Origin of the sequence: Amycolatopsis sp. WQ 127309 (genome assembly GCF_023023025.1) — a bacterium.
Taxonomy (GTDB): Bacteria; Actinomycetota; Actinomycetes; order Mycobacteriales; family Pseudonocardiaceae; genus Amycolatopsis.
This window is the reverse complement of the sequence record NZ_CP095481.1, coordinates 9,644,593-9,659,415: the sequence shown is the minus strand read 5'-3', so window position 1 is coordinate 9,659,415 and position 14,823 is coordinate 9,644,593. Positions and strand designations below refer to the sequence as shown.

19 protein-coding genes and 1 pseudogene are annotated in these 14,823 nt (G+C 71.6%); 14 read left to right on the top strand and 6 right to left on the bottom strand.

The features are described from left to right. Positions 1-146 precede the first annotated feature (146 nt). Entirely contained in the window at positions 147-836 is a 690-nt protein-coding gene (locus MUY22_RS42730) for an O-methyltransferase (RefSeq protein ID WP_247053095.1), read from the top strand. A gap of 15 nt (positions 837-851) precedes the next feature. On the opposite strand, the gene MUY22_RS42725 is transcribed toward MUY22_RS42730, so the two are convergent. Next, entirely contained in the window at positions 852-1,694 is an 843-nt protein-coding gene (locus MUY22_RS42725; protein ID WP_247053093.1) for an SAM-dependent methyltransferase, read from the bottom strand. A 107-nt stretch (positions 1,695-1,801) separates the two neighbouring features. Between MUY22_RS42725 and MUY22_RS42720 the strand changes: the two genes are divergently transcribed. From MUY22_RS42720 to MUY22_RS49580, 3 genes and pseudogenes are all read left to right on the top strand, one after another. Next, positions 1,802-2,137: a YciI family protein gene (locus MUY22_RS42720; RefSeq protein WP_247053091.1), complete on the top strand. Its 336-nt coding sequence runs from the start codon at positions 1,802-1,804 to the stop codon at positions 2,135-2,137. Then, positions 2,134-3,366 carry an RNA polymerase sigma factor gene (locus MUY22_RS42715; RefSeq protein WP_247053089.1) on the top strand — a complete coding sequence of 411 codons (1,233 nt, stop codon included), beginning with the start codon at positions 2,134-2,136 and terminating at the stop codon, positions 3,364-3,366. The genes MUY22_RS42720 and MUY22_RS42715 overlap by 4 nt, the downstream gene beginning before the upstream one ends. Next, positions 3,260-3,862: pseudogene (locus tag MUY22_RS49580) on the top strand (SRPBCC domain-containing protein); the annotation flags it as partial. The gene MUY22_RS42715 and the pseudogene MUY22_RS49580, both read left to right, overlap by 107 nt. A 146-nt stretch (positions 3,863-4,008) precedes the next feature. Here the strand turns inward: MUY22_RS49580 and MUY22_RS42705 are convergent. Next, entirely contained in the window at positions 4,009-4,653 is a 645-nt protein-coding gene (locus tag MUY22_RS42705; protein ID WP_247053087.1) for a TetR/AcrR family transcriptional regulator, read from the bottom strand. A 46-nt stretch (positions 4,654-4,699) separates the two neighbouring features. On the opposite strand from MUY22_RS42705, the gene MUY22_RS42700 reads away from it, so the two are divergent. Together MUY22_RS42700 and MUY22_RS42695 are read left to right on the top strand one after the other, a co-directional pair. Further along, a complete protein-coding gene (locus MUY22_RS42700; RefSeq protein WP_247053085.1) occupies positions 4,700-5,848 on the top strand; it encodes an epoxide hydrolase family protein in 1,149 nt (382 codons plus the stop codon). Positions 5,849-5,984: 136 nt separating this feature from the next. Continuing rightward, positions 5,985-6,428, top strand: coding sequence for a DUF4328 domain-containing protein (locus MUY22_RS42695; RefSeq protein WP_247053083.1), 444 nt, complete (start codon positions 5,985-5,987; stop codon positions 6,426-6,428). Between the two features lie 48 nt (positions 6,429-6,476). Here the strand turns inward: MUY22_RS42695 and MUY22_RS42690 are convergent, their stop codons facing one another. After that, positions 6,477-7,028 carry a TetR/AcrR family transcriptional regulator gene (locus MUY22_RS42690; protein WP_247053081.1) on the bottom strand — a complete coding sequence of 184 codons (552 nt, stop codon included), beginning with the start codon at positions 7,026-7,028 and terminating at the stop codon, positions 6,477-6,479. A 68-nt stretch (positions 7,029-7,096) separates the two neighbouring features. On the opposite strand from MUY22_RS42690, the gene MUY22_RS42685 reads away from it, so the two are divergent. Then, entirely contained in the window at positions 7,097-7,795 is a 699-nt protein-coding gene (locus MUY22_RS42685; RefSeq protein WP_256475017.1) for an alpha/beta fold hydrolase, read from the top strand. A 61-nt stretch (positions 7,796-7,856) separates the two neighbouring features. On the opposite strand, the gene MUY22_RS42680 is transcribed toward MUY22_RS42685, so the two are convergent. Next, the gene (locus MUY22_RS42680; protein WP_247053077.1) at positions 7,857-8,477 is read right to left on the bottom strand and encodes a LuxR C-terminal-related transcriptional regulator; all 621 of its coding nucleotides are present in this window, start codon (positions 8,475-8,477) and stop codon (positions 7,857-7,859) included. Between the two features lie 242 nt (positions 8,478-8,719). Here MUY22_RS42680 and MUY22_RS42675 point away from each other — a divergent pair, with 242 nt between their 5' ends. Beyond that, positions 8,720-9,154, top strand: coding sequence for a LysR substrate-binding domain-containing protein (locus tag MUY22_RS42675; RefSeq protein ID WP_247053075.1), 435 nt, complete (start codon positions 8,720-8,722; stop codon positions 9,152-9,154). A gap of 154 nt (positions 9,155-9,308) precedes the next feature. On the opposite strand, the gene MUY22_RS42670 is transcribed toward MUY22_RS42675, so the two are convergent. Continuing rightward, positions 9,309-9,890: a TetR/AcrR family transcriptional regulator gene (locus MUY22_RS42670; protein WP_247053073.1), complete on the bottom strand. Its 582-nt coding sequence runs from the start codon at positions 9,888-9,890 to the stop codon at positions 9,309-9,311. 124 nt (positions 9,891-10,014) lie between these two features. Here MUY22_RS42670 and MUY22_RS42665 point away from each other — a divergent pair, with 124 nt between their 5' ends. The 5 genes from MUY22_RS42665 to MUY22_RS42645 are packed head-to-tail and all read left to right on the top strand — an operon-like array spanning position 10,015 to position 12,802. Further along, the gene (locus MUY22_RS42665) at positions 10,015-10,959 is read left to right on the top strand and encodes an SDR family oxidoreductase (RefSeq protein ID WP_247053071.1); all 945 of its coding nucleotides are present in this window, start codon (positions 10,015-10,017) and stop codon (positions 10,957-10,959) included. A gap of 21 nt (positions 10,960-10,980) precedes the next feature. Further along, on the top strand, positions 10,981-11,208 hold the full coding sequence (locus MUY22_RS49870; protein ID WP_371827539.1) for a GntR family transcriptional regulator: 228 nt from the start codon (positions 10,981-10,983) through the stop codon (positions 11,206-11,208). Then, the gene (locus MUY22_RS42655; RefSeq protein ID WP_247053067.1) at positions 11,192-11,377 is read left to right on the top strand and encodes an FCD domain-containing protein; all 186 of its coding nucleotides are present in this window, start codon (positions 11,192-11,194) and stop codon (positions 11,375-11,377) included. Before MUY22_RS49870 ends, MUY22_RS42655 begins: the two co-directional genes overlap by 17 nt. Before the next feature lie 49 nt (positions 11,378-11,426). Then, positions 11,427-11,921 carry a SigE family RNA polymerase sigma factor gene (locus MUY22_RS42650; RefSeq protein ID WP_247064394.1) on the top strand — a complete coding sequence of 165 codons (495 nt, stop codon included), beginning with the start codon at positions 11,427-11,429 and terminating at the stop codon, positions 11,919-11,921. Then, positions 11,921-12,802, top strand: coding sequence for a hypothetical protein (locus MUY22_RS42645; protein WP_247053065.1), 882 nt, complete (start codon positions 11,921-11,923; stop codon positions 12,800-12,802). Before MUY22_RS42650 ends, MUY22_RS42645 begins: the two co-directional genes overlap by 1 nt. A 64-nt stretch (positions 12,803-12,866) precedes the next feature. Here MUY22_RS42645 and MUY22_RS42640 read toward each other — a convergent pair whose 3' ends face one another. After that, positions 12,867-14,198 carry a glycoside hydrolase family 6 protein gene (locus MUY22_RS42640; protein ID WP_247053063.1) on the bottom strand — a complete coding sequence of 444 codons (1,332 nt, stop codon included), beginning with the start codon at positions 14,196-14,198 and terminating at the stop codon, positions 12,867-12,869. 250 nt (positions 14,199-14,448) lie between these two features. On the opposite strand from MUY22_RS42640, the gene MUY22_RS42635 reads away from it, so the two are divergent. Next, a complete protein-coding gene (locus MUY22_RS42635; protein ID WP_247053061.1) occupies positions 14,449-14,778 on the top strand; it encodes a hypothetical protein in 330 nt (109 codons plus the stop codon). The last annotated feature ends 45 nt before the right edge of the window (positions 14,779-14,823 follow it).

Here is a 14,823-nt window from a genome sequence, read left to right as displayed (position 1 = left end):
GCAGCCGAGGCGAGCTCGCGGTCATGGGTGCTTCCGGCCGGGCTGTTCCCGCAGCTCGAAGCCGTGCTGCCCGGAACACGGCTCCTCCCCGGAAAGGCCGGCGAAAGCGAGTTTCGGGCGCGCGGAGAATCGCCCACAATGATCACATGACCAGCCGCGATCCTCTTGCCCTGCTTGACACCCGGGCCGCAGGGGTGCTTCGTCGCCTGCACTCGGCGAACGACCGGCAGCTGCCACGGATCCTCCTGCGGCTCGCCGGTGATCTCCCCGCGCTCGCGCTCGGCCGGCCGCGGCGTCGCCCGCCCGCGGCGGCCGAGCGCTTCGACGACGCATTCCTCGCACTCGGGCGGAAGCAGGCCGCTTACTGCTACGCCCAGGCCCGAGCCGTGCGCGCTCGACGCGTCGTCGAGTTCGGGACGTCGTTCGGCGTGTCGACGATCTGGCTGGCGGCGGCCGTGCGGGACAACGGCGGCGGCACGGTGATCGGCACCGAGATGGTGCCGGAGAAGGCCGAACGCGCTCGGGCCCACGTGCGGGAAGCCGGTCTGGCGGACCACGTCGACATCCGCACGGGCGACGCCCTGGAGACCTTGCGCGACCTCGACGGCCCGGTCGACCTCATGCTCAACGACGGCTTCCCCGACGCGGCGCTCGACGTGCTGCGCCTCGTCGCGCCACGGCTGCGCACGGGAGCGGTGGTGATCACCGACAACGTCGGCGCGATGCGCGGCGACTACGCTGGCTACGTGTCCTGGTTGCGGGACCCGGTCAACGGCTTCGTCTCGGTCCGGGTGCCCTACAAGGGAGGTACGGAGGTCTCGATCCGGGTGGAGTGACGAACGAGCCCTCGTTCAGTGAGCCGGTGACTCGAATCGCGCGTCCCGGTGGCGGACGCCCAGGCCGGCGTACAGTCCGTCGTCCTGGGGGAGCACGGCCGCGGTCAGCCGCTCGGGTTTCCAGTTCCCGCTGGTGGTCAGGCCCGGCTCGACCAGTTCGAAACCTTGGAACAACGCCAGTACCTCCGCTCGCGGCCGGGGGAAGATGTGGTCCTGTGTGGAGCGCATCGTTTCGGCGACCCGGGGATCGGCCAGCACGGCGAAGTCGTTGGTCAGGTGGGTCAGCGCGAACTGGCTGCCGGAGGCGAGCGCGTCGCGGTAGGTGGCGAACACCCGGGGGACGTCGGCTTCCGGTGGCAGGTAGTGCCCGACGGCGACCGCGAGCAGCCCGACCGGCTGCGTCAGGTCGAGCAGGGTCCGCACGGGCCCGGAGTTCAGCACGTCGGCGGGGCGCGTGATGTCGGCCTGGACCGTGGCCGCGTAGGGGTTGTCCGCGAGCAGCAACCGGCTGTGGGTGACGGCGACGGACTCGTAGTCGACGTAGACGACCCGGGCGGCCGGGTCGACCGCTTGGGCCACTTCGTGGACGTTCCCGGTCGTCGGGATGCCGGAGCCGAGGTCGAGGAACTGGCGGATGCCCGCGTCGAGCATGAACCGCACGGCCCGGCGGAGGAAGGCCCGGTTGCGCCGGGCGACGAGAGCGACCTCCGGCTGGATGTCCGTGAGCCGCTGCGCCACGGCACGGTCGGCGGCCAGGTTGTGCGCCCCGCCGAGCAGGTAGTCGTAGATCCGCGCGACGCTGGGCGTGGCCCGGTCGACTCCGGCCGGAACCCAGTCCGCGCCTTCGGCTTCGGTCACCGTCGCCCTCCCTGATGATTCTCGGTACCCAGTATGGCGGATCCACCACCTGGAGCGGGCCTTCGGATACCGCTGCGCGAGCCGATCGGCTGCGCTTGAATGGCGCCATGAAGTACGTCTTGCTGATCTGCGACGACGAGGTCGACGCGCCGACGAACGAGCAGCTCGCGGCCGATCCGGTCCACACCGGGTGGCTGGCCGACCTCGACCGGCGCGGCCGGGTCAGCGGCATGGCGCGCCTGCGCCCGGTGGAGAGCGCGACCACCGTCCGGGTCCGCCACGGCGAGACCCTGATCTCGGACGGTCCGTTCGCGGAGACGAAGGACTTCGTCGGCGGCGTCGTCATCGTCGACTGCGCGAACCTGGACGAGGCGGTCGCGATCGCCGCCGGTCATCCGTACGCGCACCGGGGCTGCGTCGAGGTCCGCCCCGTCTGGGAATGAGCGCGCCGTCCCCGGCGGTCCGCGCGGCCGTCGAGGCGGCCTACCGGGAGGAGTGGGGTCAGGTCGTCGCGACGTTGATCGGCTTCACCGGGAACTGGGACCTGGCCGAGGACAGCGCGCAGGAGGCGTTCGCGTCCGCGCTCACGACGTGGGCGCGCGACGGCGTCCCGCGCAACCCGGGGGCGTGGCTGACCATCGCGGCCCGCAACCGGGCGACCGACCGGATCCGGCGTGACGCGGTCGGGGCCACCAAGCTCCGTGACCTGGCCGTGCGGCAGCCCGTTCACGACGACGCCGCCGAGCCGGACGACATCCCGGACGAGCGGCTGCGGCTGATCTTCACCTGCTGCCACCCCGCACTGCCGCTGCCCGCGCGGGTGGCGCTCACGCTGCGCACGCTCGCCGGCCTCACGACCGCCGAGATCGCCCGGGCGCTGCTGTCCGCCGAAACCACCACGGGCCAGCGGCTGAGCCGGGCGAAACGCAAGATCCAGGACGCCGGCATCCCGTACCGGGTCCCGCCGGCGGAGCTGCTGCCGGAGCGCCTGGCGGCGGTGCTGGCCGTGTTGTACCTGATCTTCAACGAGGGCTACGGCGAGGCGGACCAGCGGGCGCTGACCGTCGAGGCCATCCGGCTGGCCCGGGTCCTGACGACGTTGATGCCCGCGGAGGCCGAACCACGCGGGCTGCTCGCGTTGATGTTGCTGCACGAGTCGAGGCGGGCCACCCGGCTGCGCGACGGCGAGCTCGTCACCCTCGAGCACCAGGACCGGTCGCGGTGGGACGGCGCGCTGATCGACGAGGGCGTCCGGGTCCTGGCCGAGGCCCTGGCGCTGCGCCGGACCGGCCCGTACCAGCTGCAGGCGGCGATCGCGGCCTGCCACGCGACGGCGCCCAGCGCGGCGGCGACCGACTGGGTGCGGATCGCCGGCCTGTACGCGGACCTGAGCGAACTGACGGCGTCACCGGTGGTGGAGCTCAACCGCGCGGTGGCGGTGGCCATGGCGGACGGCATCGCGGCGGGCCTGGCGCTGGTGGACGCGCTGGCGGTGGCCGGCGGCCTGGACGGCTACCACCTGCTGCCGGCGACCCGCGCGGACCTGCTCCGCCGTGCCGGCCGAGATGCCGAAGCCCGCGCGTCCTACGAGCAGGCACTGGCGCTGGCTCCGACCGGAACAGAGCGCCGCTACCTGGCCAAACGGCTCCTCGAACTGGCGCCGGAAAACTGATCGAAGATTTCTCGCGGCAGGTGGCAAAGCCGGCTCTCGCCGTTCGTCGGTGGCACAACAGGGTCCTCCGGGACCCGCACCGACCACCGAGGAGACAGCCGTGAACGACAGCTACACCACCACCTTCACCGTCCCCAGCACCGCCGCCGAGGTCACCGACGCGATCACCGACCCGCGCGCCTGGTGGATGACCGACATCGCCGGTGACACCCGGCAGGTCGGCGACGAATTCTCCTTCGAGGTCCCCGGCGTCCACCACTCCCGGCTCCGGGTCACCGACCTGATCCCCGGCGAGCTCGTCGTCTGGGAGGTCGTCGACGGCAAGGTCGAGTTCGTCGCCGACCAGGACGAATGGACCGGCACCCGGATCCGCTTCGCGATCTCGCCCACCGACGACGGCACCACGGTCCGCTTCACCCACGAAGGCCTGCGCCCCACGGACGAGTGCTACGACGCCTGCTCCGGCGCGTGGAACCGCTACGCCGGCGCCAGCCTCCGCGACCTCCTCGTCACCGGCACCGGACAGCCCAGTTCGAACCCCGACGAGGTCACTTTCCAGGAAACGCGCGCAGCAGCCGCTGAACCGGCGAACGGGCCCAGCGGGGGCGTCGACCGCTGGGCCTGCCGCGGTGGTGATGCCGATCAGCCGGGACCGCCGTCGGGCGATCCGAGGTGCGGAGCCGTTGGTGGCGCGGGGAGAGTGAGCAAGGGCAGGACGACGTCGTCGACGAGACGGTGCTGGGCTTCGGCGTCCGGGGGAGTGCCGTCGAGCAAAGTGGACAGGAACAGCTGAGCGACGGCCAGGCCGAGCACCGCGGCCGGGTTCGCCGCCGTCACCGGCTCGCCGCGGTCGGCGGCCCGGCGGGCGATGGCCGTCGCGACCGCGTGGCCGGTGCCGGCGATCTGGGCGCGGATGAGGCCGCGCAGCGCGGGATCCTCGCGCACCGCGCCCAGGAGTCCCAGCAGTGATGGGCCGCGCTCACCGGTGAGCGCGCGTGCCATGCCCTCGACCGCGACGACCAGGTCGCCGCGCAGGGTGCCCGTGTCGGCGATGTGCAGGGTCTCGCCTTCGGCGTGCCGGCGCAGTGCTTCCGCGACCAGTTCCGCTTTCCCCGGCCATCTGCGGTAGATGGTCATCTTGGACGCCCTCGCGCGGGCGGCGACGGCGTCCATGCTGAGCCGGTCGTAGCCGATCTCGCCGATGAGCTCGACCGCGGCGGCCAGGATCGCGTCTTCACGGGCTTTGCCTCGTCGAGGCGAGGGTGTCTCGGCCGCTTCGGGCGTCATCGATTCTCCTTGACTTCTGTACGATACAGTATCGTACAGTATGACGATGCAGATCACGCCCTTCTCCCTCGCCGTTCCCGAATCGCAGCTCGCCGACCTGCGCGAACGCCTGCGCCTGACTCGCTGGCCGGAGCCCGAAACCGTGTCCGACACGAGCCAGGGCCCGCGGCTGGCCAAGATCCGCGCTTTGTGCGAGCACTGGAGCGGCGGTTACGACTGGCGCCGGTGCGAGGACCTGCTCAACGGCTTCGGCCAGTTCCACACGGAAATCGACGGCGTCGACATCCACTTCCTGCACGTCCGCTCGCCCGAGCCGGACGCGCTCCCGCTGATCATGACCCACGGCTGGCCCGGCTCGGTGCTGGAGTTCCGCAAGGTGATCGGCCCGCTCACCGACCCGGCGGCCCACGGCGGGGATCCCCGCGCGGCGTTCCACCTCGTCGTCCCGACGATGCCGGGCTTCGGATTCTCCGGCAGGACCACCGAACCGGGCTGGACGCTCGCGCGCACCGCCGGCGCCTGGATCACGCTGATGGACCGGCTCGGCTACGACCGCTGGGGCGCCCAGGGCGGGGACCTCGGCGCCGGCGTCACCGACGAGATCGGCCGGAAGGCACCCGCGGGCTGCGTCGGCCTGCACCTGAACTTCGCCATGTTCTTCCCGACGCCGCAAGAGCGGGCCGAGGCCACCCCGCACGAACAAGCCATGCTCGACAGCGCCGACTACTTCTGGGAGACGTTGTCCGGCTACGCCAAGGAACAGTCCACCCGGCCGCAGACCATCGGCTACTCCCTGGCCGACTCGCCGGCCGGGCAGGCCGCGTGGATCTACGCGATGTTCCAGGACACGTGCGGCACCCCGGGTGACGCGGAAGCGTCGTTCACGCACGACGAACTGCTCGACGACATCATGCTCTACTGGCTCCCCAACGCCGGGTCGTCCGCCGCCAAGACGTACTGGGAGATGGCCCGCGCCCGCGCGGCCGCGTCGGGTCCGCCCGCCCCGATCACGATCCCGACGGGCTTCACGATGGCACCGCACGAGCACGTCCGGAAGTCCCGGCGCTGGATCGAACGCCGCTACACCGATCTCGTCCACTTCGCCGAACTCGACCAGGGCGGCCACTTCCTGGCGCTGGAACAGCCGGACCTCTTCGTCGCCGAGGTCCGGGCGAGTTTCGCCACCCTGCGCTGAGCGCACCGCCGGCGTAAGTCACTTGACACGCATCGCGGCGCTTGCTTTTCTCGTGATCCACGCACTGGCCTGGGGGGACCATGCAGCCGCACTTCTACGCGCCTGTTCCGCAGAGACCGATTGCGTCTGGTCGGTCGTGGTCTGGACCTCCCTCGGGAGCCGGCTCGTCACCGGGATCGTCTTCATGCGGTGGCTGTGGCTCGCCCGCACCAACGCCGAGGTGATCGAACCCGCCCGGCACCGGCACTCGCCCATGTGGGCCGTGCTCGGCTGGATCGTGCCGATCGTCAGCTTCTGGTTCCCGCAGATGGTGGTCCGAGACGTCTGGAACGCCGTCAACCCCCAGCGGCCGCGCGGAACGGGGCAGCTGTACCGGACGCCGGGCGCCGAGCTGGTCACCTGGTGGTGGGCCGCCTACCTCACGAACCAGGTCCTGTCCACGACCGGCGCCCGCCTCACCGAGAACACGACGATCACGCGCGGCATGGACACCGTCGCGGCGGTGGCCCTGGTCGTGGCCGCGGTGCTGATCATCAAGATCAGCACCCGGATCACGGCCTGGCAGACGAACCCCCGCTGAGGCGTGCCTCGAACCCTGCGTCCGAGTGGCACCCGCCGGCCGCCGGGATCACTCGTGAGCGTCCAGCGTGCTGAGGAAGTGTGTGAACGCCTCATCCGCGCGGTCACGGTCCTCGGTTGCGTCGAGATCCATGAGGAGGCCGCGGATGACGGCCAGGACCAGGGTGGCCAGTTCCGGCCGGTCCATGCTGCGCAGGCCTTCTTCGAGCGGGCCGAGCCAGTCCGTTGTCGCCGCTCGGCGGAAGCCGGGTCGGTGCTGTTGCGCCGCGCTTTCCCGCCACAGTCCGAACATCCGCAGGTACGGCCGGCCCTCGGGGCCGGTCATGAAAGCCCAGGCCTGCGCGAGGGTGACGGTGTAGGGCCGGTCGGGTTGCACGCGAAGCACGTCGCCGAACGTGACTAGCTGGCGTTGCCGCGCACTGTCGAGGATCGCGCTCAGGAGGGCGTCGCGCGTGCCGAAGTGGTAGATCAGCATGCGCGCCGACGTGCCGGTGGCGCGAACCAGCGGGTCGAGCCGGTCGGGCAGGCCGTGTTCGAGCGCGTGGTCGGTGCACGCGTCGAGCAGCCGCTGCTTGATCTCGGGTTCCGGTCGTCTTCCCACACGGCTACTTTTTCACGTAATAACCGCTACGTCTAACGTCGGTGTTTCGCACCGACGTGGAGGTAGTGATGAGGGTTGTGTTCGTGCACGGCGCATGCGTCCGGGACGGATCGTGGTGGTGGCACCGCATGTCCGGGCTCCTGCGGGAGCGAGGCGTGCCGAGCGTGACCCCGGCGCTGCCGAGCTGTGGGGAGACCGGCGTGCCCGGCGGTACCGGCGGTCCGGGGTTGGCCGAGGACGTCGACGCGGTGCGTCAGGTGCTGCGGGACAGCGACGAACCGACCGTCGTCGTCGCCCACAGCTACGGCGGGATCGTGACGGCCGAGGCGGCCGCGGGTGTGGCTTCGGTGCGCCACCTGGTGCTGATCTCCAGCTATCTGCCCGAGATCGGGCAAAGCCTCGCGGACTTCGGTGACGGTGACCCCGCGCCGTTCCTCGACGTCGACCCCGACGCCGGCACGTTCGGGGTTCGCCCCGAACTGCTGGTGAACACGTTCCTGCAGGACTGCGACGCCGACGTCCAGGCCGAAGCGGCGAACCACCTGACCCGGCAGAGCGTGCGGGTCACCGGCGAAGCGGTCGGGGCGGCCGCCTGGCGGGACGTGCCGACGACGTATCTCGTGTGCGCCCAGGACGCGGGCACGCCGGCCCGTTCACAACGGGAGTTCGCCCGCAAAGCCGGTCGCGTCGTCGAACTCGACGCGGGCCACCACCCGTTCCTGTCCCGGCCCGCCGCGGTCGGCGACCTGCTGCTGAGCCTGTCGTGAGTGGCGCGTAAGCCCTGCTGCTCAAGGCTTGCGCGGCATATGATGCGGCGTCGTGAGCGGGTCAGGTGATCCAGCCCGAATCCTGCGCCACGCGGATGCTGTCCACAAGGGAACGGGTGCGCAGCTTGCTCTGGATCGCGGCCAGGTGGTTGCGGACGGTCCCGGTCGCCAGCCCGAGTGCGGTGGCGACCTCCTTGGGCGGGCTTCCGGCCGCGGCGGCGGTCAGCACCTCGCGTTCCCGCGGGGTCAGCGGACTCTCTCTGGCCGCCCAGGCGGACAGCGTCAGGCTGTTGCTGACGGCTCGGCGGCCATCTTCGACGGTGTAGATGACATCGTGTAGGTGAGCGACGCCTTCGTGCAGGTAGACGACGCCCCGTGGTTTGTGGGAGAGGATCCTCTGGGCGTCGTGACTGGACAAGGACGTCACGAGGAAGATCAGGTTGTTGTGTTCGGTCGCCTCGGAAGCGCTGGACTCCTGCTGCCGGCAGCGGTGCTGGAGATCGTCTTCCGCGGGGTAGAGGACGAAGACGAAAGAGTCCTGGTCGGCGAGTGCGGCGCGAGCGAGATCGATCTGCTCGAAGTCGAACACCCGGTGCGGGTCGAAGTCGTAGGCCCGGGCGAGCAGCGCGGCGACCGCCGCGCGGTTGATGGTGTCCGGGCCGATGAGAATGGCTTGCTGCATAAGGGCTCACCGCGCTCGGAGTCTGCTGGGGATGTGGTTATTCGATCATGGTGAAGGCACCCTACGTCACCGCACTCGCCTGTGCAGCCACCCGTGAGGGTGAGGTGGGATGGTGCGGGAGGTGCCGCCGGAGCCGTTCCACGCCGGCGACCGCGGGCCCCGTGCAACCGGTGGTGTAGGCCGCCGAGCTGGTGGGTATGTCTGTTTTGTCCCGAGCAGATCTCGGGGCACGCACCTGGTAGGTGGCGCCGGATAAGTCCCCAGGCCGGCGTCGCCTGCCGTATAACGCCCTACACGTCCGGAGCCTGGCCGTCCCGGCCATCGACGCGCACCGCGTGCACGGCGCCGGCACGGTCACGGCGTTCCGCGACCACGGCTGGATCGTCGGCTCCCGCAGCTTCGCCGACGAAGACGTGATCCGCCGGCTGGCGTCCACCGCGCGGTTCACCCCGGACGTCACGCACCGGGCGGACAACCTGGACCTGGTCGAAGACCTCATCGCGACCGGCCCGGCACCCGTGGTCGGCCTGATGCCGGCGACCCGCGCCGCGAGGCCGGGAGTCGCACTGCTCCCGCTGGCCGGGCCGGATGTGCGGCAGCGGGCTTTCACCTGCATCCGCCGCGGCCGGGCGGCGCGGCCACCGCTGGCGCTGGTTCTCGGGCTCCTGACCCGGTGACGCCGTCCGCCGAGATCTGTCCCGGTCGAACCGGTCGGCTCTGCAGTTCCCGGAGTCCGATCACCCGCATTCAGGCCGAGCTTCTGCTGGTCCTCGGAACCCGGCGGGGCCGTCATGATCACGATCGTCTGGTCGCATCGCGAAGGCGGTGGCTTCAGGCGGGCCGGGCCGGTGAGGTGGGCGCGGAGAGGGCGCGTAGGTCGTCGAAGGCCTGGGAGAGGCACTTGTCCAGGCTCTGTTCGGGGTCGTCGACCCAGGTCTGGACCGCGTGCTGGTAGGCGGCCCAGCCGGTCCGCGCGGCCAGGTCGGCCAGGTCGTCGCCGACACCACGCTGCCGCAGCGCCTCCGCGACGGCGTCCGTGAGCCACGCGTGCTTGGCCAGCTCCCGCTCGCGGAGGGCCGGCGTCACCGCGATGATCTTCCACCGCGGTTCGGCGAACGGGCGGTTGTCCTCCAGGTTCCGTGCGGATTTCCGGAAGGCGCACAACAGGGCGTCGAACGGTTCGAGGTTTCCGGGTGCGTCGGCGATCGCCTGCATCAGCGTCACGCGCAGGTCGGCCTCGCCGTCGAAGAGCACCTCGCGCTTGTCCGGGAAGTGCCGGAAGAAGGTGCGCTCGTTGACTTCGGCCTTGGCGGCGATCTCCGCCGCCGTGGTCCCGTCGAACCCGCGTTCCCGGTACAGCTCCAAAGCCGCCTGCTGAAGGCGGCGGCGCGCTTCTGCTCCGCTACGTGGCACCTCCCGAGACTACCGCAGTTGTGTCAGTGACTGGCGTCATGTTGCGCCAGTCGCTGACGCTACGCGTAGAGTCACTCACTGGCACTAAGAAGCGTCAGTAAGTGGCATTACGAGGAGTGTTCCCATGCGTGTTTTCGTCACCGGTGGTACCGGCCAGACCGGCCCCACCGTCGTCGCCGAGCTGATCGGAGCCGGTCACACCGTGCTCGGCCTGGCCCGTTCGGACCGCGCCGCCGCCCGGTTGGCGTCGCTGGGCGCCACACCGCATCGCGGCGACCTCGGCGACCTCGACAGCCTGCGTCGCGGCGCCGAGAACGCCGACGGCGTCCTGCACATGGGCTACGGCGGCGACTTCGCCGACCCGGCCGACCTGATCCGCCGCGACCGCGCCGCGATCGAGGCGCTCGGCCGGCCGCTGGAGGGGTCCGGCAAGCCGTTCGTCAGCACGTCGGGGACGCTGGTGACGGTGGCCGGCCGGGTCAGCACCGAGCAGGACCCGCCGGATCCGGCGTCCGTCGCGGCCTTCCGCATCGCGGGTGAGCAGGCTTGCCTGGCCTTCGCGGATCGGGGGGTGCGAGCCGGTGTCGTGCGCCTCGCCCCGACCGTGCACGGGCCGGGCGACCACGGGTTCATCCCGGCGCTCATCGCCGCCGCGCGCAGGACGGGCCTCTCGGCCCGCATCGGCGACGGCGCCAACCGCTGGCCGGCGATCCACCGGGCCGACGCGGCCGTCCTGTTCCGGCTGGCACTGGAGAAAGCCCCCGCCGGCGCGGTGTTGCACGGCGCGGGTGAAAGCGCTGTCACGATCAGGAGCGTCGCCGAGCAGATCGCGCGGAAGCTCGACGTCCCCGCGGCGTCGCTGACCCTCGAGCAGGCGGCCGGGCACCTGGGAAACCCGTTCCTGGCCCGGTTCTTCTCCCTCGACGTGCCGGTGTCCAGCGAGCACACCCAAGCGCTCCTGGGCTGGACGCCGAAGCACCCGACGTTGATCGAGGACCTCGAGACCGGTGACTACTTCACGCCGGAGGCCAGCCTCCGCGCCGAAGAGATCTGGTCGCCGCACCCTTGAAAGGAAGCTCGAGCTTTCCCGGTGGCCGTGCAACACGAGGTATCCGAGCAGGCGTCTACAGGAGGGGGATCGTCCCCGACGAAGGGACAGTCCGCGGTAGGCGGACCGCCCGGTTTTGGTGAGGTGATCGCCGAGCGGATCCTCCGGCTCATCACCGAGCTGCGGCTGCGGCCGGGCGATCGCATGCCCACCGAGAACGAGCTGGCGGCGCAGCTGGGCAGCTCGCGCACCCTTGTTCGACCGCGGTGACGACGAGTTCCACCTCGGCCACGCGGCGGAGGCGGTCGAGGAGCACGCGGCGGTCTACCAGGCGATCCGCGACGGCGACCCGGAAGCGGCCGCGCGGGCCGCCGCGGTCCACCTCGACAACACCCTGGAGGACTACCGCCGCGAGATCCGGTGGCGGGTCTTCGGCTGATCCGCCCGCGACTGCAACGGATCGTGCGGGAGGCGGCGTCTTGAAGGGTGTGCAGTTCGAAGAGTTCTCCCGTGAGCAACTGCCCGGCCTGGTGCGGTTCGCCGCCGTCCTGACCGGCGACCGTGATCTGGCTCAGGACGTGGTGCAGGACGCGCTCGTGCGCGCGCACCAGGGCTGGCGGCAGGTCGCGGCGGCGGACCGGCCCGAGCTGTACATGCGCAAGATCGTCGTCAACGGCTACCTCTCGTGGCGCCGCCGCTGGTACCAGCGATCCGTGCGCCCCACCGCCGACACCACCCGCTTCCGCGAGCCGGCCGTGCCCGATCCGGCGTGGCGGATCGCCGACGCCGACCAGCTCGCCGGGCCGCTCGCCCGGCTGACCCGCGCCCAGCGGGCGGCGATCGTGCTGCGCTTCTACGAGGACCGCGACGACGGCGAGATCGCCGCGGTGCTCGGCTGCGCGCCCGCGACGGTGCGCAGCCACGTCTCGCGCGGCCTCAGCGCGCTGCGCGTCCAGCTCACCGAAGGCAAGGAGACCGTGTGATGACCGACCTCGACGAGCTGCGCCGCGCGCTGCGCGCCCAGGAGTCCCTGGCGCCCGATCCCGACGCTGTGCTCGCCGTCGCCACCCGCCGGATCCGGCGGCGTCGCACGACCAGCGTGGCCGCCGTGACGCTCACCGTCGCCGCCCTCGGTGCGGGCGCCGTCGGCCTGCTGGATCGCGGTACCGCCGTGGTGCCACCGGCCACGCTCGCGAGCCCCCCGTCCGCCACGGTGACGCAGCCGCCGGCCGCCGGCAAGGTGCCTCCGGCCGCCCCGGCGATCAGCCTCGAGGACAGCTCCTGGGACTTGACGATGTGGGCCGTCCAGCCGCACATCGAGACCCTGCACTACGCGCAGAACCACAGCTACGCGTTCACGATCGAGTCCCGTGGCGGCACCGCGCCCCACAGCGCACTGGCCACGAAACCCTCGACAGCGGACCGGATCCCGCACCCGCAGTCGGTCATGTGGCAGGACGGCCCGGACCACTGGATCCGCGTGACGACCACGAAACCCGTGACGGCCCCGGAAATGCTGGCTCTGCTGGGGAAGATCCACACCACGCCACCGATGATCGCGTCGCCGCTCAAGTCGCTGCAGGTCCCCGACGGGCAGCAGGTCGGCACGTTCACCAGCGAGCCCGAAACCAACACCCTGGTGCTCTGCCCGCCCGCCGAGGTGGGGAAGACCCCGCTCGACCCCCGATGCTTCTCGCTGACGGTGTCGCTGACCGGCAGAGCCGCGGACGGCGGTTATCCGCAGGACCCGCTGCCCGTGCACCAGCACCGGACGCTCGGGGCCTACACCATCGAGATCGACAGCTCGCCCGCCCACGCGAAGGAAGCGTTGACCTTGCTCGATTCCGTTCAGCTCAACCGATGATTCCTCGTCCGCCGCCGGACGATCACGGCTCGGCGTGGGCCGTGATCGTCCGGTGGCCGGGGACTCAGGAGCAGGACACTCCGTTCAGCGCGGGGGACAGGAACGGCGGGGTGCCGCCGCTGTAGTCCGCGTTGTAGCCGACGGTCGCGGTGCCGCCGGTGCCGCCGGTGCCGAGCTTGCCGTTCCACGCGGCGTTCACGACCCGCACGGTGTCGCCGGTGTCGGTCCAGGTCGCGTTCCAGCCCTGGCCGACGGTCACCCCCGGCGCGGAGAACGTCAGTGTCCAGCCGTCGACGGGTGCTCCCCGGTTCTCGATGACGACCTCGCCGGTGTACCCGTTCTGCCACGAGCTGACGACCCGGTGCGTCACCGTGCATGAGCCGTTGCCCGGCGGCGTCGTCGTGGACGTCGTCGTCGGGGGAGTGGTGGCGGTCGTCGGCGTGGTGCCGGCCGGCGGCGCCCCGGCGGCCGCCAGGTCGTACGCCCGCTGCGGGACGAACTGCCCGGCCGCGGCGAGGCAGCCGTCGGCTTCGCCCGGCGGCTTGACCCAGAGGTACGCGGCGATCTGCGTGTCACCCGTGGCGTCGGTGCTGGGCGTGCCGATGGCGCGTCCCGCCGGGTCGCACCACTCGCTGCCCTGTGGCCCGTTGCCGTTGCGGCTCGTGTCGATCACCGCGCGCAGCCGCGTGTCGCCCACCGCGTTCAGCACCGCTTTGGCGAAGCCCGCCTCGTCGCCGGTCGACCGGTAGTTGGAGACGTTGGTGGCGATACCGTCGGCGCTGTTGGAGATGTCCGCGGCCCGCACCCGCGACGCGGCTTCGGCGGGCGAGAGCCACGCGGAGTGGCCGACGTCGTAGTACACCTTCGTCTGCGTCGAACCGGACTTGAGCTTCCTGCCCGCGTAGGCCACCGAGGCCTTGGTCTGGTTCTGCTGGTCGGCCGACTGGCAGTTCGTCATCAGCGCGAGCACGTCGGGCTCCAGCACGATCGCCGCGGGCCGGCCCGCGATGCCGGCGGCCACCTGGTCGATCCACGCCCGGTAGGCGTCGTGGGACGGCGCGCCGCCGCCGCTGGCGCCACCGCAGTCGCGGTTGGGGATGTCGTAGACGACCATGATCGGGACCTTGCCCGCCGCCGCGGCGGCGCCGACGTAGGCGTCGACGTCGGCGCGCACGGTCGAGGTGTTGGTGGTGGTGAACCACCTTCCCTGCGGCGTGGCGGCGACGCGGTCGCGGATCATCGGGGTCCGCGAGTCACCGGGGTTGGCGGCGACCCACTGGGCCGCGTTCGTGCCCGGGTCGACGTAGAACGGTGAGGAGGCGGCCTGGGCGCTGCCACCCACCGTCAGCGCGGTCGCGCCGGCGAGGAGCGTCGCGCCGAGGGCCGCGGCGGCCAACTGGGCGCGTCTCTTCCCGGGTCCGTCGGGTAGCCGGTCCGGCCGGCCGTCTCGCGCGGCCGGGCGGGTGGTGCGTCCGTGGGGAACGCGTACCTGTTTCGTCGCTCTCATGAGTCCTCACAGCGTCGTCGGCGTTGGCGACTGGGAGCGCTCCCATACCGGCTCACTGTAACCGGCGCGAGGCGGCCGGGAAAGAGCGGCGGTCTTCGGAGCGGGCAGAGGCGTGCGTGGATTGGGTCATACTCATCGGGTGACCCGTGATGAGGAAGCCGCGCCGCCGGCCCCGGCCCGGCGACCGGATGCCGACCGAGGCCGAGCCGGCGGCGCGGATGGGCACCAGCCGGACCGTGCTCTGTTCGACCGCGGTGACGACGAGTTCCACCTCGGCATCGCCACCGCGTCGCACAACCGGTTCCTCGTCGCGGCCGTGCGCGAGGCCCGCCGCCTGCAACGCCGGCCGAACGTCATCGGCGTGTCCGGCGCGGTCGGCGGGCACGCCGCCCACGCGGTCGCCGTCCACCTCGGCAACACCCCGGAGGACTGCCGCCGCGAGATCCGGCGCCGCCTCTTCGGCAGCTGACCACGCCGCGGCGGGCTCGGTCCTTTGTGGACCGACCGCCCGGGC